The following is a 21,436-nucleotide window of genomic DNA, read 5'->3' on the forward strand; positions in this document are numbered from 1 at the left end:
AATTATTAAATAAATCTTTTGATAGTATCTATAAAGAGGTCAATGTTTATAGAAAGAAAAAAGAAAATACAAAAGCTTTAATGTATTCTAGAAAGTTACTCAATAGAGCTTTGGAGAATAAGAATAAAAGTCAAGAAGCAAGATCATACTATAAAATTGCAGAATTTCAAAGAAAATTAAAGGTTAAAGACAGTGCATTCTATTATTACAAAAAATCGAAAGAATTATATCTACAAGAAAATGATAGTATTCAAGTTGCAAGATGTTTATTAAATATTGCAATTATAGAATCTGATTTTGGTGATTATGCAAATAGTGATATCTCTGGAATTAATAGTTTAAAATATTTAAATGGTAGAAGAAAAAAAACCATTATATCTTCTTATAATACTTTAGCCATAAACTCAAAAAGACAATTTTTATTTGAGGAAGCTATTTATAATTATAATAGGGCATTATCTTATAAGCCTTCAGAAAAAAATGTGGTTATTATTAAAAAAAATATTGCGAATGTTTATAAAGAACAAGGCAATTATTTGAAATCAATTTTAACGCTAGATGGTTTATTGCAAGATTCAATAAAAAGCACAAAAACAAGAATTAGAATTATAGATAATTTAGCTCATATTAAATGGTTGCAAAACCCCAAAGCGAATGTTTTAAAAGATTTATTATTAGCAAATTCTAACAAACAAAGATTTAAGGATAATTATGGATTGATTGCAAGTTATAGTCATTTATCAGAATTTTTTAATAATAAAAATAGAAGTAAATCATTGTTTTATGCAAATGAAATGTATAAAGTATCTAAAAAAGAAAGAAGTCCGAATGATATAATTGAGTCAATAGACAAAATTGTAGCGCTACAAACACCTCATAAAGCAATGAAATTTTATAAAGAAAGTATTCATTTAAGAGATAGTTTACAAGTAGCGGATACAAAGAGGCAATACAAGTTTGCTAAAATTAAATACAATTATGAAGAAGAAGAAAAACTAAAATTGAAATTTAAAACATTAGCAGCAGAAAATAAGTTAATTGCAGAACAAGAAAGTAGTCAGAAGAAAAATATTTTATTTACTGGTGTTGTCTTAACTACGGGTTTAATATTTTTAATTTATAGAAGAAAACAACAACATAAAAAACGAATTTTACTAGAAAGTTATAAGACAGAAACAAGGATTTCTAAAAAGTTGCATGATGAACTAGGTAATGATATGTATAATGTTCTTACTAAAGTGCAAAATACTAATTACAAAAGAGAAGAAATTGTAAATGATTTAGATAAAATATATCTTCAAACACGGGCAATTTCTCATCAAAATGATTCTGTTGAAACAGGTGATAAATTTGAAAATTATTTTAGAGAATTAATATCTAGTTATAATTCTGATGATTGTAAAATTATATTAAATAATTTATCTTCTTTAGATTTAAATAATTTAAAGAATAACAAGCAAATTGTTATATATAGAGTTTTTAATGAGTTGTTTGTAAACATGAAAAAGCACAGTAAAGCCAATTTAGTAGTTATTTCTTGTAAAAAAGAGAATAATTTTTCACAAATAACTTATTCAGATAATGGAGTTGGATTTAAAGATAATAGCATTGTTTTTAAAAACGGACTTAAAAATATGGAAACCCGTATAAAAATGATAAAAGGAACCGTTAATTTTGAAAGTAAACCAAAGAAAGGTTTAAAAGTTACATTCAATTTTAAAAATTAAAAATGTTTGAAAAAATTTTAGTGGTAGAAGATTTTGACGTTATTAATAGCGGAATTAAAATTGCTTTAGAAGAGATTAATGTAAAAGAAGTAGATTATGTTTCTTATTGTGATGAAGCCTTTTTAAAAATAAAAAAAGCGCATTTAATAAATAAACCATATCAATTACTAATTTCTGATTTATCTTTTGAAAATGATGGAACTCCTCAAAAATTAAAATCTGGTGATGAACTGATTGAAAAAATACGTAAAGAATTTTCGGATTTAAAAATTATTGTTTTCTCTGTAGAAGACAAACCTTTTAGGATTCAAAATTTATACAAAAACTTAAATATTCAAGGCTATATTTGGAAAAATAGAAACGGATTAAAAGAATTAAAGAAAGCAATACATAAAACATTTACTTCAAACGAGTTTTGTATTTCACCAGGCTTAAAGAGTGCTGTTCACCCAAAAGAAACAATTGAAATTACATCTTATGACATTCATATAATTGAGCAGCTCTCTAAAGGTGTTTTACAAGATAATTTACCTAAAATATTTGAAGAAAAGCAAATAAAACCATCTGGTAAAAGTTCTATTGAAAAAAGATTAAAATTTTTAAAAGAACATTTTAATGCTAATAATCCAGCGCATTTAGTTGCTATTGCTAAAGATTTCGGGCTTATTTAAAAATGCTTTTTTGAAACTAAATATTTAGACTACGGAAACCCGTAGTCTTTTTTTGTTTTAGAGGATTATTTTTGGAGTGTAATCTAACTAAAAATTTATAAAATGAAGAAAATTTACTTTTTAGCAACTATAATCCTTTTGACCTCATGTGGTTCTGTTACAAAACTAGAAAAACCAGCTGACTTTCAAAAATCTTTAATATTAGAAACTAATCATAATTCAAATTATATCAAAGCTAATGAATGGATGGTAAATACTTTTAATGATCCAAAAAGTATAATTCAATTCTCTGATAAAGATGCAGGTATTGTAAAAGGAAAATATGTTATGTATTCCGGTCAAGCAGCGACCAAATATACGGCTGAAGTAAAACCCTATTTTTCAATTATAACTATTAGAGTTAAAGATAAAGCGTCAAAAATAGAAATATCTCCAATAAGTGAATTTGTTATAACAAACTTCATGGGAAGTAAAGCGGGGTTTACTCCTGAAATGTTTTCATTATCAGCTAAATCTTTAGCTGAAAAATTTGAAAAGCACATGAAAGATAAATCAGCAAATGATAATTGGTAAAATATAATTGGAAAAATAAATAATTATGGAATATAAAGTAATACCATTTATAGCATCAATAAATAGAAACAAAGAAAACTCTACTCAAGTAGCACAACAGTTAGAAGATATTATCAAAAATCAATCTAACCAAGGTTGGGTTTATGTTCGTTTAGAAAGTGTAGAAACTTTTATACAACCAGACGCGGGTTGTTTTGGTTTAGGAGCAAAACCGGGTTATATGGCTTCAAGACAAATGCTTGTTTTTAATAAAAAAGTGTGAGAATAGTTTTAATTTTTTTAATAAAATTCTACTGGTTTTTCAAATCAAAAGAAAAAGCACCATGTTGTATTTTTAGAAAATCTTGTTCACATTATGTATATGATAAAACTTGTAAAGAAGGCTTTATATCTGGTTTAAAAGCATTAAGGTATAGAGTTAACAATTGTAAGTATGGTTTTGAATTATATGAAGATCCAATAAATAAAAGAATTTATATGATACTTCCAAACAATAAAACAATCGATGAAAAAGAGATTGCTGAGAGACTCTTAAAATAGTCTACTTAACCTTACGAGTTTTCGTAAGGTTTTTTTCTTTAATAATAGTTTACTATTTTTATAAGACTAAATTTACTATGAAATATATTACAATTATTTTTTTTATTTTTCTGAGTTTTAATAGTAAATCTCAAAATGTTTATAAAACACCTTCAGGAAAAAAATACCACTTAGCGTCTTGCAGAATGGTCGAAAACGTTTCTAAAAAGTTATTAGGAATTAGTGATGTTTCTAAATTTCATTTAAGTCCATGTAAAATTTGTAAACCTCCAATCTTAAAAGGTTTGGTGAAATCTTTTAATTCAAAAAATAAAGCTGTAGGTAAATCTAAATCTGTAAGATGTAAAGGTGTTACTAAAAAAGGAACAAGGTGTAAACATGTAACTAAAATTGCAAATGGATATTGCTACCAACATACTAATCAAGATTCAAAACAAAAGATTCAAAAAACTTCTTTTTCAAGTAATAAAGCTACCCTTTGTGGAGCAAGAACTAAATCTGGAAAATCTTGTAGAAGAAAAGTAAAAGGAACTGGTTATTGCTATCAACATAGATAATATAAAGAACATTTATTAATTTATATAGCCTTACGGATTTCCGTAAGGTTTTGTTTTTTATAGGTTTTACTTTTGAGTAAATATTCATTTTAAATTTAAAGTTATGGCAGTAAAACATATACCTACACAAGAAGTACATAAAGGACAAAAAGGAGGGATTACTGGTTGTGGTTTCAATACTACAGAACATTCAGATCATTGGGTTCATTCTACTAGTAAAATTACTTGTAATAAAAATGGTTGTAAGTAATTAAAAACATAAATTAATATGGAAAAAACACAAATAAGCCTGGAGGTAAAAGGACACTTTTTAAGACTATTTCAAATGGCAATGACTGATGGAGACTTTAGTCCAGAAGAATGGAAAATGCTATATCTATTTGCAGAAGAAAGAGGAATTACACAACAAGAATTAGATAGAATATTATTATCAACAACAGGTAATATAGCAATTCCAGAAACCATTGAATTAAGGATTGAATATTTGTATGATTTATCAAGAATGATTTGGGCAGATGGAAAAGTAACTGAAGATGAAAAGAGAACACTTTCCAAATACTGCAAAAAATTTGAGTTTTTAGATGAGAATATTCCCCAATTAACCGAATATCTTTTAGATGCAGTGAAAAACGGAGTGAGTAAAAATGAAATATTAAATGAATTAAAATAAGGGTATGGGAATTTTGAAAAGTTTAAGTAAAATAAAAGATAATAAAAATCAAAATGAAAGACCTTTAAAAGTTGATGACTTTGAGCAAATTAAAGTTACTTTTTTTCAAGATGGTTATGGCTCTTCAAAAGGAGCAATGGGAAATCCAACTATTTTAAAAACATCACTTGAAAATGTATTTGAAGATTACAAAGAAAAGGCTAGAAAAAATAAAGAACAACAGGATGAATTAAAAAAACCACATATTGAAAAAATTAAAAAAACTGAAACTGAAATTCATAAAAGAGAAATTGCAAAAGATATAAAGCAAAACTATATTGATACAATTGAAAAAGATATTGATAATTTAAATTTCGAAATTTCAGAAGTAAAAAAAAATCCAGTAAAATATGGGATAGACGCAGACAAAAAACCAAAAGCACAGTTTTTTATTGGGTTACTAATTCTTATTCCTTTAACCATTTATTTAATGGTTTTTTATATTTCTGCTTCTTTTAGTGCCTTTTTTAAAGAGTTTAAAGATGGTGATGTAATGGCTGCCATATTTGATGGACACGCTTTTACAAAAGCAATAGAAGAAGGGTGGTTAGAAGCTGTATTTGTTGCGACTATTCCATTTGTATTTATGGGCTTAGGTTACATAATACATATGTATCAAAAAGAGAAAAAATCTGGAACAATAAAAATCATTGGTGTATTTATAATTACATTCATTTTTGATGCATTATTAGCATTTCAAATTGAGAAAAAAATATATGATTTTGAAAAAACACCATCAAGTCCTGATTTTGATTTTCAAATTGCATTTACAAAACCTGAATTTTGGACAATTATTTTTGCGGGTTTTTTAGTTTATATAATTTGGGGACTTGTGTTTGATTTTATAATGAAAGAATATGAGAATTTTGATAAAATTCAAAGCTTTATTCGTGCTCACAAAGAAAACAAAAAGAATTTGTCATCAAATAAGCAAAAACTTACGGAAGAGATTTCTTCAATAAATAATGAATTAGCAGATTTTAATGGAAAAATAAAAGAAATTCAATCTACAATTGATGGTTTTATATTTGAAGAAAAAAAATATTTATTATTTCATACTGAATACTTAAAAGGTTGGTTTTTAGCAATTCAAAAAGAAATTCACCTTCCTCATAAAGAGAAAAATGAATTAATAGACAAATGTGAAAAGACAAACCTTGTTCACATTGAAAGATTAGGTCTTAATGATACTAGTTATGAAAATTTAATTTACAAAAAATAACAAATGAAAAATATTTTATTACTTCTTTTATCACTAACAATAACAAGTTGTGGAAATGATAAAAAAAGCCAAAAAGTAAAAGAGACTATCGATTTTGATTGTTCTGGTTTTAATAAAAATGATGAAAATTTAAATATTAGTATTTTATTAGATTTATCTGATAGAATTAATCCTATAACAAATCCAAATAATTCTATGGATTTCTTTAAAAGAGATATTGGTTACATTACATCTGTGAGTGAGAGTTTTCAATGTCATATTGCCAATAAAAAGTCAAGAAAAATAAATGATAACATAAAAGTTTTTTTTGAACCTGAAAGTAATATTCCTGAATTAAACACTATTTCAACTTTGTTAAATTTAAAATTTAACAAAGATAATTCTACAATTAAAAAAATTAATAGTGTAAGTCAGATTTACCAAAAAAATATTAATGATATTTATAACATTGCTTCTCAACAAAAAGAATATAATGGTTCAAATATTTGGGGCTTTTTTAAGAATAAAGTAAATGATTATATAAAAGAAGATCATAAAAATGTCTTAGTTATTCTAACAGATGGTTATTTATATGATAAAACAAATAAAGGCCTAAAGTCTGGAAAGAAATACGCAAATTTTACAAGCAACACAATTAAAAATTTTAAATTAAATAACTCTAATTGGAATGCAACATTCACAAAAAAGAATATAGGCATATTACCAGCTAATGAAAATTTAGGAAATTTAGAAGTTATAGTAATAGGTTTGAATGTTGACAAAAAAAGCAAAAACCCATATGAATTAGAAATAATGAAATTATTATGGGAAAATTGGTTTAAAGATATGGGAATTACAAATTTTGCCATTAAAACAGCAGATTTACCATCAAATTTAGATGAAACAATTAAGAAGTTTTTAAATAAATAATTTTTCATATAATATATTTTGTAAAAAAAAAGTAACATTATTTTAAAGAAAAATTTGTGTCGTTGGAAAAATTAAACTCCATCTATTATAATTTTGCATCATATAATAATGTGTAGGGGCATTATCTATACCGATTAAATTATTTTATTTGGAGTTTTTATTATTTAAAGAACCTTTACATTTGAAAGTAAATAAAGTAAGTTATGAAATATATATTATTATCAATTTTCATCTTTTTTACAGCTTTTCAAGCTAAAGAAAAAGAAGTATTTATCTGCACCACAACATCAAGTAAAACCTATCATATAAAAAAAGAATGTAAAGGTTTAATTAAATGTAAATCTATAATTAAAAAAATTACACAAAAGAAAGCAGAAAATGTTGGCAGAATAAAATGTAAATTAGAAAAATAATCTTTACCTCTTTATACGTAATCTCGCGTTAGGGATTGCAGCGGAAATCCTTTTGTGAAGTATGAACAAAAGATTGTAGCGAAAAGCCCGCTCGAACGCCCAAAATAGTATCACAAATAAAAACCTAAACGGAACTTTTTTCAGATTAATAGTTATATGATTTATATCATATTAAAATAACTGTACATGCAATACTTTTGTTTAAGGATAGATTTATTAACGTTTTAAAACAATATTAAATGGATAATTTAGGATTAAATTTAACGGAAGGGCAATTAAAAATAACAATGGAAAAAGCAGTTGCTAATCAGTTTACATTAGAAGATGCTGGTTTAAATGAAGTGTATACAGTAGAGGGAGGAAATTTAAGAGTTAAAGTAGAATTAGGGTATATTAAAGATGTTAACTTTTATAAAATGCCTAAAATAGAATTTGATTATACAGAGAATATTCATGAAAGTAATTGGATAGTAGAGTTTAATGGAGAAAATATTTTAGAGACAAAAGATCATTCAGGAAAAGCCACCATACTTCTTTTAAATAGAAAAAAAATGAAAGAATTGGTTAATCGTCATGAAAACAATTTATTAATTCATGGTAATTTTTCTGAAGAGGTTGCAATTAAAAATACCAGTTCTTTACAATTATTAGAAATTCATTAAGTTTAGTTTTTAAAAAATATAAAGCACAAAAAAATCCCGCATACTATGCGGGATTTCTAATTTACTCTTCTTCTTCAATTTATCTTCTAGTAGTTCTTTTAGCTACTTTTCTTTTAGTCGTACTCTTAGTTGGAGTAGCTTTCTTTTGAGTTGTTCTCTTAGAAATTGCTCTCTTAGGAGTAACTTTCTTAGTAGTAGTTCTTGTAGAAGTTGTTCTCTTTGGAGTTACCTTTTTTACGGTTGCTTTTCTTGGTGCAACTTTTCTAGGTGTAACTTTTTTTACTGCTTTTCTTTTTGGAGCAACTTTAACAGGAGCCTTATTAACAGCGCTTCTTTTATTTACTTTCTTATTATAAGTTGTGTTACCACGTGTTCTGTTGTGTGTAGCACTTGGCTTTCTTCTTTTTATAATTTTGCTACGCTTACCAATTTTAGCATTAGTATTTGCTCTGTAGTAAAAGAAGTTGTTGTCTTCTCTAAAACGAGTATAATCTCTTCTAAAATCGTTTCTGTAAAAGTAGTTATCATAATAATCGTAAATACCTCCAATGTGTATGCTAATTCCGTTACCAGAATTATAATACGTGTTGTAATTTTTTACATGACCGTAAAAACGTGGATTTCCCCATCTGTCATACCTCACTTCTAAATTACCAACTCTTGCTAAGTTTCCAAAGCTATAATCTATATACACACTACCAATTCGTTTTACGTTTCCGCGAACATCATAATTAATAAATGTGTTTCCAATACGAGATACCTGACCTCTGTAATTTCTTTCAATTCTAACGCCGTTATTTTTTCTGAAATGAGTATCAAAATCAAAATCTCCGTTTAAAAATACGTGAAACTTAATGTTTCGTTCTACAAAACTAACGGCTTCACTATAAGTATAGTTAACCCCAATTTTGTTAGTTGGTGCAATTTCTTTAGCTTGTACTGTTGTACCTAAAGTTAATAATGCTACTAATAAAAATATCCCTTTTTTCATAATTCTAGATTTAGGGTTACGCTTACTCTATATGCTTTTCGGCTTCCGCAATTATTGTATAGTTTTCAATAAGCGTGCCAAAACTTAGTTAGCGGTATTCAGTAAGTAGTTTTCTGGTCTCTTTTTTTTCTTTTTTGGAGCTATTTCCTGCTTTCACTACTCGCTTTTTTTCATACTTCAAAAAGAGCTCAAACACGCCGTTCAATCAGGGCTAAGCTTATTTGCAGCTTTTATTACAATTAAGTTGTTAATAGATTTTTTTAGAATATTTTATTTAAAAAAGTAAATAGTTATATATTTATGCGACTTATCTTAAAAAGCCTAATTCTTAATGATTAAAGCAATAGAGAAAAACTTACAAAGAGGAATAAAATTATTAAATTCTATTTCAGACGAACAATATAGCAACGCAACAATTCTTCCATATAATTCTAGTATTGGTTGTAATATGCGTCATATTTTAGATGCTTTTACCTGTATTTTTAACGGTTTAGAAAGTAAAAATGTAGATTTTTCGGCAAGAGAACGCAACTGTTTAGCAGAACAAACTACAGCAGCAGGTTTGGCTTATTTTGATCAAGTATTAACTCAGTTATACAATTTAGAAACTGTAGATTTCGATCAAATTATTTCGGTAACAGACGATTTAGGAACAGGAAAAATAACAGCAAATTATACATTAGGAAGCGCTTTGGCACAAGCACATAGCCATGCAATACATCATTTTGCAAGTATTGGTTTTATAATTTATCAATTAGGAATTGAATTACCTGATGCCGATTTTGGCTACAATCCAACCACACCAAAAAAAGATTTAGTCAATTCTATTTAGCTTAGAAATATACTTGGTGTATTTATTTAATTTTCTAACATCTTTTAGCAAACCTAAAGTTGTTCTATGCGGCACATTTTGTACTTTATTATTGTAGATAGCAATTTTAGTTAACTGTTTCCAATGAGTTCTCATTGTTTTTAATGCTTTAAAATACGTGGTTTTTTCAGCATCGTAAATATGAGTTGGTTCTGCAAGTATTCCGTTCAATTCAAGAATTTTAAAATCGCCATTTTCTAAATCTTCAAAAGAATTATATTTAACATCCAATCTACCATAAAACCAATTTTTAGACTGTTTGTTTAGAATATCAAATGTGTTTTCTAATTTGTTTGAAATCAAATAATTACCATTTATAAAGCGAGTTCCTTTACAATGGTTTCCAATAGCAGAAAGGTTTACTTTTTTATCTTTTTCAATAATTTCATCTAAATCTAAAGCTGGATTTTCTTTAACTAAATTGAGGTAAATAGTAGCTCTTTTATCTTTTAAAATTAAGGCTTCTAAAGTAGATTTTCCATCACCAATTACATGTAAAAATTCCTTTAAAGTAATTGAAGAAACTGTGCCTTTTTCTTCGTTTGGTAAACGATGGTAAAAAATACCGCATTCGTTTTCCTGGGTTAAAAATTCTTGAATTAAAACAGCTATTTTATACTTCTCTAAATAGGTAATTAAAGCAGTTTCATTTTCAATTTTTTTAACTAATAAGCCTCTAAAACCAATATCTGGTTTTGCTATAATTGGATAGGTAATTCCTTCAGAAGTTAAACTTTTTAAAGTGTTTTTTATGGATGAGTTTGCTTTATGAAATACCGTTTTTGGTAAGTGTTTTTTTGGAAGTAGAAGTAGGGTTTTGTATTTAGATTCTGTTCCAATTCCACTATTTTCTATTGCCGGATTTGTGGCTGTAAAAAAAGTTAAACTGCCTCCTTTTAGGGCTTGATATAAAGCAAACGGAATGTTTGGCAAGTAAAACATGTACATTGGCCAATATTCCCAGCTTAAGAGTTTTTGTATGCTTTTTTTAGTGCTCAAATTATTTTTCAAATAAGGTGTCTAAAAATGTTTTAATGGTTTTAAAACCAAAGTACACTGTAAATAGAATTAGTAAACCTCCAATTGCTAATAAAAAGTAAGAAATATATATTTGCGGACTCTCTGTATAAATTCTTAACGATTTAAAACCAAGACTTAACACAATAGGAGAGAAGACTAACAAACCTAATAAGATTAGTAGTTGCTTAATTCCTTTTTCAAAAGTTGCAGGTTTAGGCATTTGTATAATTTTTTAAAGCTTCTCTAACGTTTCCGTATTTTTTTAATAAAACACTAGCAGTTTCTTGGTCGATATTTAATTCAGTAATTAACATTTTTTCTGCTCTATCTACTAATTTATTATTAGAGAGTTGCATGTCTACCATTTTGTTGCCTTTTACTTTTCCTAACTGAATCATTGCAGCAGTAGAAAGCATGTTTAAAACTAATTTTTGAGCTGTTCCTGCTTTCATTCTCGAGCTTCCTGTTACAAATTCAGGTCCAACAACAACCTCTATAGGAAATTGTGCTGTTTCAGCTAAAGGACTTCCTGTGTTACAAGTTATACAACCTGTTATGATATTGTTTTTATTACATTTTTCTAGCGCTGAAATTACATAAGGAGTTGTACCTGAAGCAGCAATACCAATTACAACATCATTTTTAGAAATGTTGTGTTCTTGTAAATCTGCCCAACCTTGTTCTGTTGAATCTTCAGCAAATTCTACAGCTTTTCTAATAGCATAATCTCCACCAGCAATTAAACCAACTACAAGTTCATGAGGAACACCAAATGTTGGTGGACATTCCGAAGCATCAACAATTCCTAATCTTCCGGAAGTTCCTGCTCCAATGTAAAATAAACGTCTGCCAATTTTTAGTTTTTCAACAATGACTTCTGTTAGCTTTTCTATTTGTGGTAGCGATTTTTCTACCGCAAGCGGAACGGTTTTGTCTTCATTATTAATATTAGTTAATAATTCAGAAATACTCATTTTTTCTAAATGATTATATTTTGATGCTTGTTCTGTTGTTTTGGTAAAACTCATATTTTCAAAAATAAAAAAAGCAGACTTAAAAGTCTGCTTTTTCTTAGTAAAATGTATTTGAATTATATTTTTTCTAATATACTGTTTAAAATAGTATTTGGTCTCATTGCAGAATCTGCTAAAGAATCATTTGGTTCGTAATAACCTCCAATGTTTAAAGATTTTCCTTGAATTTCATTTAACCCAGAAATAATTGCATCTTCTTGTTCTTTTAAGTCTTTAGCAACTGAAGAAAACTGTGCTTTTAACTCAGCGTCTTTGTCTTGATTTGCTAATTCTTGTGCCCAATACATTGCTATATAAAAATGAGAACCTCTGTTGTCTATTTCACCAGCTTTACGTGAAGGTCCTTTTTTGTTTTCTAACAATTTATCAGTTGCATCATCTAACGTTTCTGCTAAAACTAATGCTTTTGCATTGTTGTTAGAAGTACCTAAATGCTCTAAAGAAACCGCTAATGCTAAGAATTCTCCTAAAGAATCCCAACGTAAGTGGTTTTCTTCTACAAATTGCTGCACGTGTTTTGGAGCAGATCCTCCAGCACCAGTTTCAAATAATCCACCGCCATTCATTAATGGTACAATAGATAACATTTTTGCTGATGTTCCTAATTCTAAAATAGGGAATAAGTCTGTTAAATAATCACGTAAAACGTTTCCAGAAACAGAAATTGTGTCTTTACCTTCTTTAACTCTTTCTAAGGTATATGTTGTTGCTTTTGCAACATCTAAAATTTTAATTTCTAAACCAGTTGTATCGTGATCTGGTAAGTATTTATTTACTTTTTTGATGATTTCTGCATCGTGTGCTCTGTTTTCATCTAACCAAAAAACAGCTGGAGTTTGAGAAGCTCTAGCTCTAGTAACTGCTAACTTTACCCAATCTTTAATTGGTGCATCTTTTGTTTGACACATTCTCCAGATATCTCCTTGTTCTACATTATGAGAAAGTAAAACAGTATCATTTGAATCTAAAACTTCAACTTTTCCTTCAGCAGAAATTTCAAAAGTTTTATCGTGAGAACCATATTCTTCAGCTTTTTGAGCCATTAAACCAACATTAGGAACTGTACCCATTGTTGTAGGGTCAAAAGCGCCATTTTTCTTACAGAAAGCAATAGTTGCTTCATATAAATCTGCATAAGAACTGTCTGGAATTACAGCTTTTGTGTCTTGTTGATTTCCTTCTTTGTTCCACATTTGACCAGAAGTTCTAATCATTGCAGGCATAGATGCATCAATAATTACATCTGAAGGAACGTGTAAATTAGTAATTCCTTTGTCAGAATTTACCATAGCTACATCTGGATTATTGTCATAAACCGTTTGGATGTCTGCTAAGATTTCTTTTCTTTTTTCTTCTGAAACTTCATCAAGATTACTTAATAAGTTACCAAAACCATTATTTACATCAACACCAATTTCTTCGAAAGTTTCTCCGTGCTTTGCAAATACATCTTTAAAGAATGTTCTTACTGCGTGTCCAAAAATAATTGGATCAGAAACTTTCATCATTGTTGCTTTCATGTGTAAAGAAAACAATACGCCAGTTTTATTTGCATCTTCAACTTGTGCATCTAAAAATTCTAATAGCGCTTTTTTATTCATTACAGAAGCATCAATAATTTCTCCGGCTAATAAAGGTGTACTTGCTTTTAAAACTGTTTGTGTTCCGTTTGTGTCTGTATGTACAATTTTTACATCGGTAGCATCTGTTAAGGTTACAGATTTTTCTGTATGTGCAAAATCTCCATGAGACATTGTTGCAACATGAGTTTTAGAATCTGCAGACCAAGCACCCATTCTATGTGGATTCTTTTTAGCATAATTCTTAACTGCTTTTGGTGCTCTACGATCAGAGTTTCCTTCACGTAAAACAGGATTTACAGCTGAACCTTTTACTTTATTATAAAGCGCTAAGACAGCTTTTTCTTCATCTGTATTTACTTCTTCTGGATAATTAGGTAAAGTATATCCTAAAGCTTGTAGCTCAGAAATTGCAGCTTTTAATTGTGGTACAGAAGCAGAAATATTAGGTAATTTAATAATGTTAGCTTCAGGTTTTTTTGCTAACTCTCCTAAGAATGCTAATGCATCTTCTACTTTTTGATCTTCTTTTAAGTAACTAGAAAAAGTTGCTAAAATTCTTGCAGCAAGAGAAATATCTTTTGTTACAATTTCTATGTTTGAAGATTTTGTAAATGCTTTTACAATTGGTAAGAACGAACGTGTTGCCAATGCTGGCGCTTCATCCGTTTTTGTGTACATAATTTTAGCTGTTGTACTCATGTTTTATATGTGTTTTTTTATGTTGCGTTAACAACGAATAAATTTAATTTGAAACGGTAGCAAATTTACAACTTTTGCTTGAGATTTTTATTGCTAAAATCTTATTATTTAACTTAGTTTTTTGCGGATTTAACAAATAATAAAAAAAGGAAGTATAAAAAAAGCCATATTTAACAAGTTAATGTTACAATATGGCTTTTCGAAATAGTTTTTTTAATATTGATTTGTATTGCTACAAATCAAACACCGCTCTAAACGCTGTATTTCTTACAAAGAAGAAATTATTTATTTACACTATCTCTAATGAAACATCCTTGCATAACAAGCAAATACTTGCTAGACTTTATTAATGTTTCTAATTGATTTCTTTTTATACTTCAATAGAATTCAAATATTTACTTAAGCTTTAATTTTTTAAAAAGTTATAAATCCTATTAAATAAACAAAGTGTCTTTATTAGTTACTCTTTATCTCCTTAAACTTTCGTTTAAGTTGCTAAAGTCTACTTAAAAATTTTCCTTTAAAAATTAGTTTTTATTACCATTTATCAATCTTAGCTTAAATCCAAAATTTATTTCAGTTTTAAGAAAATCAATCTATATAAAGAACGTTACTTTATCATTTACGTTTTGTTGAACAATTATCTTGCGACTATGAATCAATTACTTTGTAAACTCTTGTACAAATATATATTACAATATGCTTTTTTGAAAATTTTTAACGAATTAGAAATCAACAAGTTATTAACTGACGTTATTAACAATTGTGAATTAAAAAAGCCTTGAGAATATTCTCAAGGCTTTTAAATTATATGAATAGAAGATTTTATCCTCTTCTTTCTTTAATTCTTGCTTTTTTACCAGTAAGATCTCTAAAGTAATAGATACGTGCTCTACGTACAATACCTCTTTTGTTTACCTCAATTTTTTGAATTGCTGGTAAGTTTACAGGGAAAATACGCTCAACACCTACAGTACCAGACATTTTTCTGATTGTAAAAGTTTCTGATGTTCCTGTTCCTCTTCTTTGGATTACTACACCTCTAAAGAACTGTGTACGTACTTTGTCTCCTTCTCTAATTTCGAAATACACTGTAATTGTATCTCCTGCACTAAATTTTGGTAATTCGTTTTTTGTTACAAATTCTTCTTGTACAAATTTTACTAAAGCTTCCATATTAATATGTTATATTGGATTCATACAAAAGCAACTTACACGATGTCTTCGTCAGAGGTTATTTTTGCGAGTGCAAATTTAGTGATTATTTTTAATAGATAAAATGTTTTCTGAAAAAGTTTTTTCTATTTAATAATCAAATAGTTAAAACTATTCGTCTAACAAATCGGGTCTTATGTTTTTTGTGTGTTGGTATGCTTTTTCTTCTCGCCACTTATCAATCTTAGGAAAATTACCTGATAGTAGTATTTCTGGAACTTTCATTCCGTCATATTCTGCAGGTCTTGTGTATACTGGTGGAGATAATAAATCGTCTTGAAAAGAATCTGTTAACGCAGATTGCTCGTCACCTAAAACACCTGGAATTAATCTGATAACAGCATCGCATAAAACTACAGCTGCTAATTCTCCTCCAGTTAAAACGTAATCGCCAATAGAAATTTCTCGCGTAATAAATTTGTCTCTAACTCGCTGATCAACACCTTTGTAATGACCAGTTAGAATGATGATATTCTCTTTTAAAGAAAGTGTGTTTGCAACTGATTGATTTAGCGTTTTTGCATCTGGTGTCATGTAAATTATGTCATCATAGTTTCGTTCAGATTGTAGTTTTGAAATGCATTTATCAATAGGTTCAATCATTAAAACCATTCCTGCTCCGCCACCAAATTGTGTGTCGTCTAACTTTTTGTAAGAACCAATTCCGTAATCGCGAAGATTATGAAAATGAACTTCAACCAAACCTTTGTCAATTGCTCGTTTAAGCATTGAGTGTTCAAACGGGCTTTTAATTAATTCTGGAGAAACGGTAATAATATCTATTCGCATTTGGCAAAGATATATTTAATGTGGGAATATTTTTTTAAATTTCTTCGGAAGATTTTCACTTACACGGATGTTCTCTTTTGTAAACGGATGTACAAACTCAAGAGTGGAAGCATGTAAATACAAACCTTTTCCGTTTAAAATTAAGTTGTCTAAATAATATTCTTTATCGCCTAAAATAGGATTTCCTAAAGATGCTAAATGCTTTCTAAGTTGATGTTTTCTGCCAGTTTTTGGTGATAATTTCACCAAGTTTAAAAACCCGAAGCGTTCAGAAGTTACTGTTTTTAAAACCTTAAAATGAGTTAGCGATTTTTTATCATCAATTGGCAACTTAATTGTGCCTTGAGTTTCCATTTTACCGATTGAAATTGCGTGATATTTTTTCTGAATTTCTTTATTTTCAAATAGTTTATTCAATGCAATTATTGAAGAATTTGTTTTTCCGATTAATAATAATCCGCTTGTTGGATAATCTAATCTATGAACTGGTCTTGGTTTTACAGCATCAGTTTGGGTGCTTTTTTTTATATTTTGAAAGAGTGCGTTATCAATAGTTGCAAAAGAATTTCCGCTAACTAAAATTCCGGCAGGTTTGTAAATAACGGCTAAAAAATCATCTTCAAATAAAACCTTTAAATCAAAATCGAATTCCTTTCTGTTTTCTTCTGATTGAAAGAATTCTATAGTTTCATTCCCAATAATATAAAGTGCTGTTGTTGCAATTTTTCCATCAACAAAAACAAGTCCTTTTTTAATGGCTTTTTTAAGTCCAGATTTGGTGGGATTTGTGCTAAAAATTCCAACACCATAATCTTGTAAACGAATTGATTTTTCTAAAGCAGGAACTTTATGTGATTCTATTAATTGCATTAAGTTGCAAAAATTTGACTCATATCTTTAAAAGCTTTAAACTCCAAAGCATTGTTTTCTGGATCATTAAAAAACATTGTAGCTTGTTCTCCAACTTTGCCTTTAAAACGAATAGTTGGTTCAATAATAAATTGAGTGTTTGCTACTTTTAATCGCTCAGCTAAAGCGTGCCAATCTTCCCAAGTTAAAACAACACCAAAATGCGGAACAGGAACTGCGTGTCCGTCTACAGGATTTGTAACTGCTTCAGTTGGTATAAAACCTTCTTTTTGATGAATAACAAATTGATGTCCAAAGAAATTAAAATCTACCCAATGATTAGTACTTCTACCTTCTTTACATTGTAAAATATCTCTGTAAAACGCTCTGCATTTTTCTAGATTTTGAACAGGAATTGCTAAATGGAATGGTTGAATATTCATGTAACTATTTATTTTTTAGTTTTTTAATTGAGCTTTCTATCCAATTTAAATACCAGGATAAAAAATCATTTTTTAATTCTTTATTGTAATAATTTGAAGGATAAATTCCTCCTTCATTAGTTCTACTATCTATCCAAATATTCCCTTTTTCTATACCAGATATAATTAAATTAGAATACATTCCGCTTCCTAAATGATTAATTCGAAGCATTCCATTTGTCCATTTTATATCATCATATTCATCTAACCATTTATCATAATCATTTTTAGGGAAATCTTCAAGATTCCAACTTTTTTTAAATTTGAATTCTTTTTTAAGTGTTATAATTTCTGATTGTTTTTTGTTTAAGGGAATATCATAAATTCCATTTTCAAGTCGAAAGAAACCAAAATTAGGACCACAACCTCCATTACCTATATTGGTTATAAAATTTCTATAATCTTTAGGCAGTTTAACTTCAAATTTGTTTTCAAATAAAACAAGTTCTTCTTCATTTATTGTTGGGTTAAAAGAGTATTTATGTGAATTAGCTCCAAATACATTAAAGTCAGTATCTAATTCTTTTAATTCCTCTAATTTTTCAAGCAAAAATGTAAACATAGAAATTGATTTATATTAAAATCCAACAGCTTTATCATCTCCACGAGGATCTGCGCCACCTTCTAATTTTCCGTTTGGTAATCTTAAAATACCTTCTACTTTTCCAATAACAGGAGCATCTTCTTCATTAATTGTATAGCCAACTTTTTTAAGGTCTTCAACAACAGTTCTATCAAATTTATTTGGTTCCATCATAATCATATCTGGTAACCATTGATGATGAAATCTAGGTTGATTTACAGCTTCTTGCATTCCGAAGTTAAATTCATGCACATTTAAAATAGTTTGTAAAACTGAAGTAATAATTGTTGAACCTCCTGGAGTTCCAACAACCATCCAAAGTTTACCATCTTTTTCTACAATTGTTGGTGTCATAGAACTTAACATTCTTTTTTCTGGCATAATTTCATTGGCTTTTGCACCAACTAATCCAAACTGATTTGGAACTCCAGGTTTGCTAGAAAAATCGTCCATTTCATTGTTTAAAAAGAACCCTAAATCTTCACAGTATAATTTAGAACCATAAGCGCCATTTATGGTTGTAGTTGCAGAAATTGCGTTACCAAATTGATCAACAATAGAGTAGTGGGTTGTTTCATCACTTTCTATCATTTCTACAGTTCCGTGCGCTACATCAGAAGATTTTGTTGCTTTTTTAAATGAAAAATTATCCATTCTTCCTTTGGTATATTCTTTAGAAATTAATGTTTTTAATGGAATTTTTACAAAATCAGGATCGCCTAAAAAGAAACTTCTATCAGCATACGCTCTTCTTTCTGCTTCCGCAATAACTTGAATTGTTTTGGTCGAATTATGCCCAAATTCATGTAAATCATACGATTCAATTCCGTTCATAATTTGCGCTAAACAAATTCCACCACTTGATGGTGGCGACATTGAAATCACTTTTAAGTCGTCATATGTAAAAGTAACAGGAGTTCTCCATTGAGCTTCATATTTTGCCAAATCTTCTTCAGTCATAATTCCGCCATTGGCTTGCATAAATTTTACCAAACGTTTTGCAGTTTCACCTTTATAAAACTCGTCTCTACCGTTTTTAAGTATTCGTCCTAAAGTTTCAGCTAATGCATTGTATTTTATAGTATCATGCTGTTTCCAATCTTGATTGAAAATAATAGGTTCTTTATTCGCTTTTAAGAAATAAGGTTGGTATTTTTTTATTCTATCTTCTTGCTTTTTAGTAACAATAACACCTCTTTTAGCTAAAGCAATTACAGGTTTTAAAATGTCTTCAATAGGTAAAGAACCAAATTTTTTATGAGCAGCAAAAACTCCAGCAACGGTTCCTGGAATTCCTACAGCCATTGCGCCTATAGTACTTTTTCCTTTAATAATATTTCCGTCTTCATCTAAGTACATATCTTTACTGGAAGCTAACGGTGCTTTTTCTCTATAATCTAACGCACCAATTTGTCCATCATTTTTACGATAAACCATAAATCCACCACCGCCAATATTACCTGCATACGGATACGCAACTGCTAAAGCTAATTCTGTTGCAGCCATTGCATCAAAAGCGTTACCACCTTTTTTAAGAATGTCTGTACCAATTTTTGAAGCTTCTTCACGAGCAGAAACAACCATAGCTTTTTCTGTAACTAACCCGGTTATTTTTTCTTTCTTCGGAGTAGTTTTACAATTGAAAAGTAATAAAGAAAGCGTGAAAAGTAAAAATGTTTTTTTCATAATTATAAAGTTGTTTGGCTAATTTCTAATAGTTTTTGATTGCAAAAGTTACGTAAATCTTCAAAGAAAATGGTAAAATCTTCTTCTAATTCTTTGTTGTAAAGTTGTAAGTCTTCAATAGCTAAGTTCATTTGAGATTTTCCTTTTGTTCTGCTGTTCATTCCATTTAAAACTTGTTGAATTCCTTCTTCAAGTTTATAGTTGAATAAAATATCATACTCAATCATATATTTTATAAACTGTTGCGATTTTTCTGGTAAATTATCTGATTCTTTTTCAAATAGATTATATACAGATTGTGTGTACACTTCCAACGGAATCGTAGAATAATTATCCCAGTTTCTGGCTAAAAAATGATCGTAAAAAATATCGATTATTACACCATCGTAATGTCCGTAACGTTCATGTAAACGACGTTTACTTTTTCTTACAATTGGATGCGCATCGGTAAAGGTGTCTATTTCTCTGTGTAAAAAGATTCCTTGTTGAATTTCTTTACTATACATTTCATACTTATTTCCTCTAATATGATCGGCAATAAAATTACCAATCATAATATTTTTATGGTTGTTAGATAAGTATAAATGGGCTAAGAAATTCAACTTTTTTTTTGTAAAAATATATAATTTTATATAAATTATATTTGGTTTTATTTAAATTTGAAAAGATTATTGATTATAATCTCTAACTTAATGGATATTACATATATAATTCAGGCACATAAGCATCCTCTTCAGTTAAAGAGACTGATAACTGTTTTAAATACTAAAAATGCTTCGTTCTATGTACATATTGATGTAAAATCAAATATTGAAGATTTTAAAAAAACAATTTCATTAGAAAATGTTTTTTTTATTAAAGAAAGAGTTGATTGTATTTGGGGAGACTTTAGTCAAGTAAAAGCGACATTAAATTTAATTAAAAATGTTATTAGAGATAATCGTTCTGGTTTTGTTGTTTTTCTAAGTGGCCAAGATTATCCTATTAAAAATGTAAATACTATTGAAAGTTTTTTATTAGAAAATAAAAAGGGAAATTTCATCTCTTTAAAGCCTATTAATGAGTTATGGTCAAAAAAAGAATGTGACTCTAGAGTTAAATCATATCGTTTTAATTATTCATCTAAAAGAGGAGATTGTGTTATTGTAAGTAAACTAAATAAGTATTCTGTAAAATGTTTACTTAAAGGTAAAATTACTTTCAGACAATTTTTAAGGCTTATTTTTTATAAAAAAGAACTTAAAAATACAGTTAATTTTCACGGAGGATCTAATTGGTGGGCATTAAATACAGAAACTATTGCTAAAGTAAACACTTATATTTCTAAAAATAAAGAAGATTTATTTTCATTTTTTAAATACACACATTGTAGTGATGAAATATTTTTCCAAACAATAATTAATACTTTAATGAAAACGGATAACTCTATTAATGTTGAAGATTCTGTTACATATGTTAATTGGTTTCGTAAAAAGTGTACACTTCCAGTAACTTTTAATAAAGATGATTTATCGGAACTTATTAATCAACCTTCTTCGAAGTTATTTGCAAGAAAATTTGATATAGATTTTGATGAAGAAATATTGGATTTATTAGACAAAGAAATATCTATTAAATAAAAAACCACAACTAAAAGTTGTGGTTTTTAAAT

At 28.2% G+C, this 21,436-nt stretch carries 26 protein-coding genes; 14 read left to right on the plus strand and 12 right to left on the minus strand.

Going from position 1 to position 21,436, the window contains the following annotated elements:
* The first annotated feature begins 80 nt into the window (after positions 1 to 80).
* From L1S33_RS12845 to L1S33_RS12895, 12 genes are all read left to right on the plus strand, one after another.
* Complete coding sequence (locus tag L1S33_RS12845; protein WP_240562630.1) at positions 81 to 1,727, plus strand: tetratricopeptide repeat-containing sensor histidine kinase; 1,647 nt, start codon at positions 81 to 83, stop codon at positions 1,725 to 1,727.
* A 2-nt stretch (positions 1,728 to 1,729) separates the two neighbouring features.
* On the plus strand, positions 1,730 to 2,398 hold the full coding sequence (locus L1S33_RS12850; RefSeq protein ID WP_240562631.1) for a response regulator: 669 nt from the start codon (positions 1,730 to 1,732) through the stop codon (positions 2,396 to 2,398).
* A gap of 102 nt (positions 2,399 to 2,500) precedes the next feature.
* Positions 2,501 to 2,971, plus strand: coding sequence for a DUF4468 domain-containing protein (locus tag L1S33_RS12855; protein ID WP_240562632.1), 471 nt, complete (start codon positions 2,501 to 2,503; stop codon positions 2,969 to 2,971).
* 25 nt (positions 2,972 to 2,996) lie between these two features.
* The gene (locus tag L1S33_RS12860; RefSeq protein ID WP_240562633.1) at positions 2,997 to 3,233 is read left to right on the plus strand and encodes a hypothetical protein; all 237 of its coding nucleotides are present in this window, start codon (positions 2,997 to 2,999) and stop codon (positions 3,231 to 3,233) included.
* Positions 3,230 to 3,511 (plus strand): membrane protein insertion efficiency factor YidD, encoded by a 282-nt coding sequence (yidD, locus tag L1S33_RS13250; protein WP_368389519.1) that lies wholly within the window; start codon positions 3,230 to 3,232, stop codon positions 3,509 to 3,511. Before L1S33_RS12860 ends, yidD begins: the two co-directional genes overlap by 4 nt.
* A gap of 77 nt (positions 3,512 to 3,588) precedes the next feature.
* The gene (locus L1S33_RS12865) at positions 3,589 to 4,068 is read left to right on the plus strand and encodes a DUF5763 domain-containing protein (RefSeq protein WP_240562634.1); all 480 of its coding nucleotides are present in this window, start codon (positions 3,589 to 3,591) and stop codon (positions 4,066 to 4,068) included.
* A 103-nt stretch (positions 4,069 to 4,171) separates the two neighbouring features.
* Positions 4,172 to 4,318, plus strand: a complete 147-nt coding sequence (locus L1S33_RS12870) for a hypothetical protein (RefSeq protein WP_240562635.1) — start codon at positions 4,172 to 4,174, stop codon at positions 4,316 to 4,318.
* Positions 4,319 to 4,393: 75 nt separating this feature from the next.
* Positions 4,394 to 4,738, plus strand: coding sequence for a tellurite resistance TerB family protein (locus tag L1S33_RS12875; protein WP_240562636.1), 345 nt, complete (start codon positions 4,394 to 4,396; stop codon positions 4,736 to 4,738).
* A 4-nt stretch (positions 4,739 to 4,742) separates the two neighbouring features.
* Positions 4,743 to 5,999 carry an ABC transporter permease gene (locus L1S33_RS12880; RefSeq protein ID WP_240562637.1) on the plus strand — a complete coding sequence of 419 codons (1,257 nt, stop codon included), beginning with the start codon at positions 4,743 to 4,745 and terminating at the stop codon, positions 5,997 to 5,999.
* Between the two features lie 3 nt (positions 6,000 to 6,002).
* Positions 6,003 to 6,908, plus strand: a complete 906-nt coding sequence (locus tag L1S33_RS12885) for a hypothetical protein (protein WP_240562638.1) — start codon at positions 6,003 to 6,005, stop codon at positions 6,906 to 6,908.
* A gap of 203 nt (positions 6,909 to 7,111) precedes the next feature.
* Positions 7,112 to 7,321 carry a hypothetical protein gene (locus L1S33_RS12890; RefSeq protein ID WP_240562639.1) on the plus strand — a complete coding sequence of 70 codons (210 nt, stop codon included), beginning with the start codon at positions 7,112 to 7,114 and terminating at the stop codon, positions 7,319 to 7,321.
* A 239-nt stretch (positions 7,322 to 7,560) separates the two neighbouring features.
* The gene (locus L1S33_RS12895; RefSeq protein ID WP_240562640.1) at positions 7,561 to 7,983 is read left to right on the plus strand and encodes a hypothetical protein; all 423 of its coding nucleotides are present in this window, start codon (positions 7,561 to 7,563) and stop codon (positions 7,981 to 7,983) included.
* A gap of 79 nt (positions 7,984 to 8,062) precedes the next feature.
* On the opposite strand, the gene L1S33_RS12900 is transcribed toward L1S33_RS12895, so the two are convergent.
* Positions 8,063 to 8,974 carry a hypothetical protein gene (locus L1S33_RS12900; protein ID WP_240562641.1) on the minus strand — a complete coding sequence of 304 codons (912 nt, stop codon included), beginning with the start codon at positions 8,972 to 8,974 and terminating at the stop codon, positions 8,063 to 8,065.
* A gap of 331 nt (positions 8,975 to 9,305) precedes the next feature.
* Between L1S33_RS12900 and L1S33_RS12905 the strand changes: the two genes are divergently transcribed.
* Positions 9,306 to 9,806, plus strand: a complete 501-nt coding sequence (locus tag L1S33_RS12905) for a DinB family protein (RefSeq protein WP_240551936.1) — start codon at positions 9,306 to 9,308, stop codon at positions 9,804 to 9,806.
* On the opposite strand, the gene L1S33_RS12910 is transcribed toward L1S33_RS12905, so the two are convergent.
* From L1S33_RS12910 to L1S33_RS12960, 11 genes are all read right to left on the minus strand, one after another.
* On the minus strand, positions 9,789 to 10,844 hold the full coding sequence (locus L1S33_RS12910; protein WP_240562642.1) for an ATP-grasp domain-containing protein: 1,056 nt from the start codon (positions 10,842 to 10,844) through the stop codon (positions 9,789 to 9,791). The genes L1S33_RS12905 and L1S33_RS12910 overlap by 18 nt on opposite strands.
* A 1-nt stretch (position 10,845) precedes the next feature.
* Positions 10,846 to 11,085 (minus strand): DUF6095 family protein, encoded by a 240-nt coding sequence (locus L1S33_RS12915; RefSeq protein WP_240551938.1) that lies wholly within the window; start codon positions 11,083 to 11,085, stop codon positions 10,846 to 10,848.
* Positions 11,078 to 11,893: an N-acetylmuramic acid 6-phosphate etherase gene (murQ, locus tag L1S33_RS12920; RefSeq protein WP_240562643.1), complete on the minus strand. Its 816-nt coding sequence runs from the start codon at positions 11,891 to 11,893 to the stop codon at positions 11,078 to 11,080. The genes L1S33_RS12915 and murQ overlap by 8 nt, the downstream gene beginning before the upstream one ends.
* Positions 11,894 to 11,955: 62 nt before the next feature.
* Positions 11,956 to 14,181: an NADP-dependent isocitrate dehydrogenase gene (locus tag L1S33_RS12925; RefSeq protein WP_240562644.1), complete on the minus strand. Its 2,226-nt coding sequence runs from the start codon at positions 14,179 to 14,181 to the stop codon at positions 11,956 to 11,958.
* An 825-nt stretch (positions 14,182 to 15,006) separates the two neighbouring features.
* Positions 15,007 to 15,357 carry a 50S ribosomal protein L19 gene (rplS, locus tag L1S33_RS12930; RefSeq protein ID WP_240551941.1) on the minus strand — a complete coding sequence of 117 codons (351 nt, stop codon included), beginning with the start codon at positions 15,355 to 15,357 and terminating at the stop codon, positions 15,007 to 15,009.
* A gap of 150 nt (positions 15,358 to 15,507) precedes the next feature.
* On the minus strand, positions 15,508 to 16,185 hold the full coding sequence (gene trmD / locus L1S33_RS12935) for a tRNA (guanosine(37)-N1)-methyltransferase TrmD (RefSeq protein WP_240551942.1): 678 nt from the start codon (positions 16,183 to 16,185) through the stop codon (positions 15,508 to 15,510).
* 15 nt (positions 16,186 to 16,200) lie between these two features.
* Positions 16,201 to 17,055 (minus strand): RluA family pseudouridine synthase, encoded by an 855-nt coding sequence (locus L1S33_RS12940; RefSeq protein WP_240562645.1) that lies wholly within the window; start codon positions 17,053 to 17,055, stop codon positions 16,201 to 16,203.
* Positions 17,055 to 17,477, minus strand: a complete 423-nt coding sequence (locus tag L1S33_RS12945) for a VOC family protein (protein ID WP_240562646.1) — start codon at positions 17,475 to 17,477, stop codon at positions 17,055 to 17,057. Before L1S33_RS12945 ends, L1S33_RS12940 begins: the two co-directional genes overlap by 1 nt.
* A gap of 4 nt (positions 17,478 to 17,481) precedes the next feature.
* Positions 17,482 to 18,078 (minus strand): SMI1/KNR4 family protein, encoded by a 597-nt coding sequence (locus tag L1S33_RS12950; protein ID WP_240562647.1) that lies wholly within the window; start codon positions 18,076 to 18,078, stop codon positions 17,482 to 17,484.
* Positions 18,079 to 18,093: 15 nt separating this feature from the next.
* On the minus strand, positions 18,094 to 19,785 hold the full coding sequence (gene ggt, locus L1S33_RS12955) for a gamma-glutamyltransferase (RefSeq protein ID WP_240562648.1): 1,692 nt from the start codon (positions 19,783 to 19,785) through the stop codon (positions 18,094 to 18,096).
* A 2-nt stretch (positions 19,786 to 19,787) separates the two neighbouring features.
* Complete coding sequence (locus L1S33_RS12960) at positions 19,788 to 20,387, minus strand: acyl carrier protein phosphodiesterase (protein ID WP_445195075.1); 600 nt, start codon at positions 20,385 to 20,387, stop codon at positions 19,788 to 19,790.
* Positions 20,388 to 20,477: 90 nt separating this feature from the next.
* On the opposite strand from L1S33_RS12960, the gene L1S33_RS12965 reads away from it, so the two are divergent.
* Positions 20,478 to 21,404, plus strand: a complete 927-nt coding sequence (locus L1S33_RS12965; RefSeq protein WP_240551946.1) for a beta-1,6-N-acetylglucosaminyltransferase — start codon at positions 20,478 to 20,480, stop codon at positions 21,402 to 21,404.
* The last annotated feature ends 32 nt before the right edge of the window (positions 21,405 to 21,436 follow it).

This window comes from Tenacibaculum aquimarinum, from assembly GCF_022478115.1.
Taxonomy (GTDB): Bacteria; Bacteroidota; Bacteroidia; order Flavobacteriales; family Flavobacteriaceae; genus Polaribacter; species Polaribacter aquimarinum_A.

What these genes read in the sequence shown, in the direction of transcription:
- L1S33_RS12845 (WP_240562630.1), top strand. Translation starts at nt 81, where the DNA reads ATGTATTCTAGAAAGTTACTCAATAGAGCTTTGGAGAATAAGAATAAA.
- L1S33_RS12850 (WP_240562631.1), top strand. Translation starts at nt 1,730, where the DNA reads ATGTTTGAAAAAATTTTAGTGGTAGAAGATTTTGACGTTATTAATAGC.
- L1S33_RS12855 (WP_240562632.1), top strand. Translation starts at nt 2,501, where the DNA reads ATGAAGAAAATTTACTTTTTAGCAACTATAATCCTTTTGACCTCATGT.
- L1S33_RS12860 (WP_240562633.1), top strand. Translation starts at nt 2,997, where the DNA reads ATGGAATATAAAGTAATACCATTTATAGCATCAATAAATAGAAACAAA.
- L1S33_RS12865 (WP_240562634.1), top strand. Translation starts at nt 3,589, where the DNA reads ATGAAATATATTACAATTATTTTTTTTATTTTTCTGAGTTTTAATAGT.
- L1S33_RS12870 (WP_240562635.1), top strand. Translation starts at nt 4,172, where the DNA reads ATGGCAGTAAAACATATACCTACACAAGAAGTACATAAAGGACAAAAA.
- L1S33_RS12875 (WP_240562636.1), top strand. Translation starts at nt 4,394, where the DNA reads ATGGCAATGACTGATGGAGACTTTAGTCCAGAAGAATGGAAAATGCTA.
- L1S33_RS12880 (WP_240562637.1), top strand. Translation starts at nt 4,743, where the DNA reads ATGGGAATTTTGAAAAGTTTAAGTAAAATAAAAGATAATAAAAATCAA.
- L1S33_RS12885 (WP_240562638.1), top strand. Translation starts at nt 6,003, where the DNA reads ATGAAAAATATTTTATTACTTCTTTTATCACTAACAATAACAAGTTGT.
- L1S33_RS12890 (WP_240562639.1), top strand. Translation starts at nt 7,112, where the DNA reads ATGAAATATATATTATTATCAATTTTCATCTTTTTTACAGCTTTTCAA.
- L1S33_RS12895 (WP_240562640.1), top strand. Translation starts at nt 7,561, where the DNA reads ATGGATAATTTAGGATTAAATTTAACGGAAGGGCAATTAAAAATAACA.
- L1S33_RS12900 (WP_240562641.1), bottom strand. Translation starts at nt 8,974, where the DNA reads ATGAAAAAAGGGATATTTTTATTAGTAGCATTATTAACTTTAGGTACA.
- L1S33_RS12905 (WP_240551936.1), top strand. Translation starts at nt 9,306, where the DNA reads ATGATTAAAGCAATAGAGAAAAACTTACAAAGAGGAATAAAATTATTA.
- L1S33_RS12915 (WP_240551938.1), bottom strand. Translation starts at nt 11,085, where the DNA reads ATGCCTAAACCTGCAACTTTTGAAAAAGGAATTAAGCAACTACTAATC.
- murQ (WP_240562643.1), bottom strand. Translation starts at nt 11,893, where the DNA reads ATGAGTTTTACCAAAACAACAGAACAAGCATCAAAATATAATCATTTA.
- L1S33_RS12925 (WP_240562644.1), bottom strand. Translation starts at nt 14,181, where the DNA reads ATGAGTACAACAGCTAAAATTATGTACACAAAAACGGATGAAGCGCCA.
- rplS (WP_240551941.1), bottom strand. Translation starts at nt 15,357, where the DNA reads ATGGAAGCTTTAGTAAAATTTGTACAAGAAGAATTTGTAACAAAAAAC.
- trmD (WP_240551942.1), bottom strand. Translation starts at nt 16,185, where the DNA reads ATGCGAATAGATATTATTACCGTTTCTCCAGAATTAATTAAAAGCCCG.
- L1S33_RS12940 (WP_240562645.1), bottom strand. Translation starts at nt 17,055, where the DNA reads ATGCAATTAATAGAATCACATAAAGTTCCTGCTTTAGAAAAATCAATT.
- L1S33_RS12945 (WP_240562646.1), bottom strand. Translation starts at nt 17,477, where the DNA reads ATGAATATTCAACCATTCCATTTAGCAATTCCTGTTCAAAATCTAGAA.
- L1S33_RS12950 (WP_240562647.1), bottom strand. Translation starts at nt 18,078, where the DNA reads ATGTTTACATTTTTGCTTGAAAAATTAGAGGAATTAAAAGAATTAGAT.
- ggt (WP_240562648.1), bottom strand. Translation starts at nt 19,785, where the DNA reads ATGAAAAAAACATTTTTACTTTTCACGCTTTCTTTATTACTTTTCAAT.
- L1S33_RS12965 (WP_240551946.1), top strand. Translation starts at nt 20,478, where the DNA reads ATGGATATTACATATATAATTCAGGCACATAAGCATCCTCTTCAGTTA.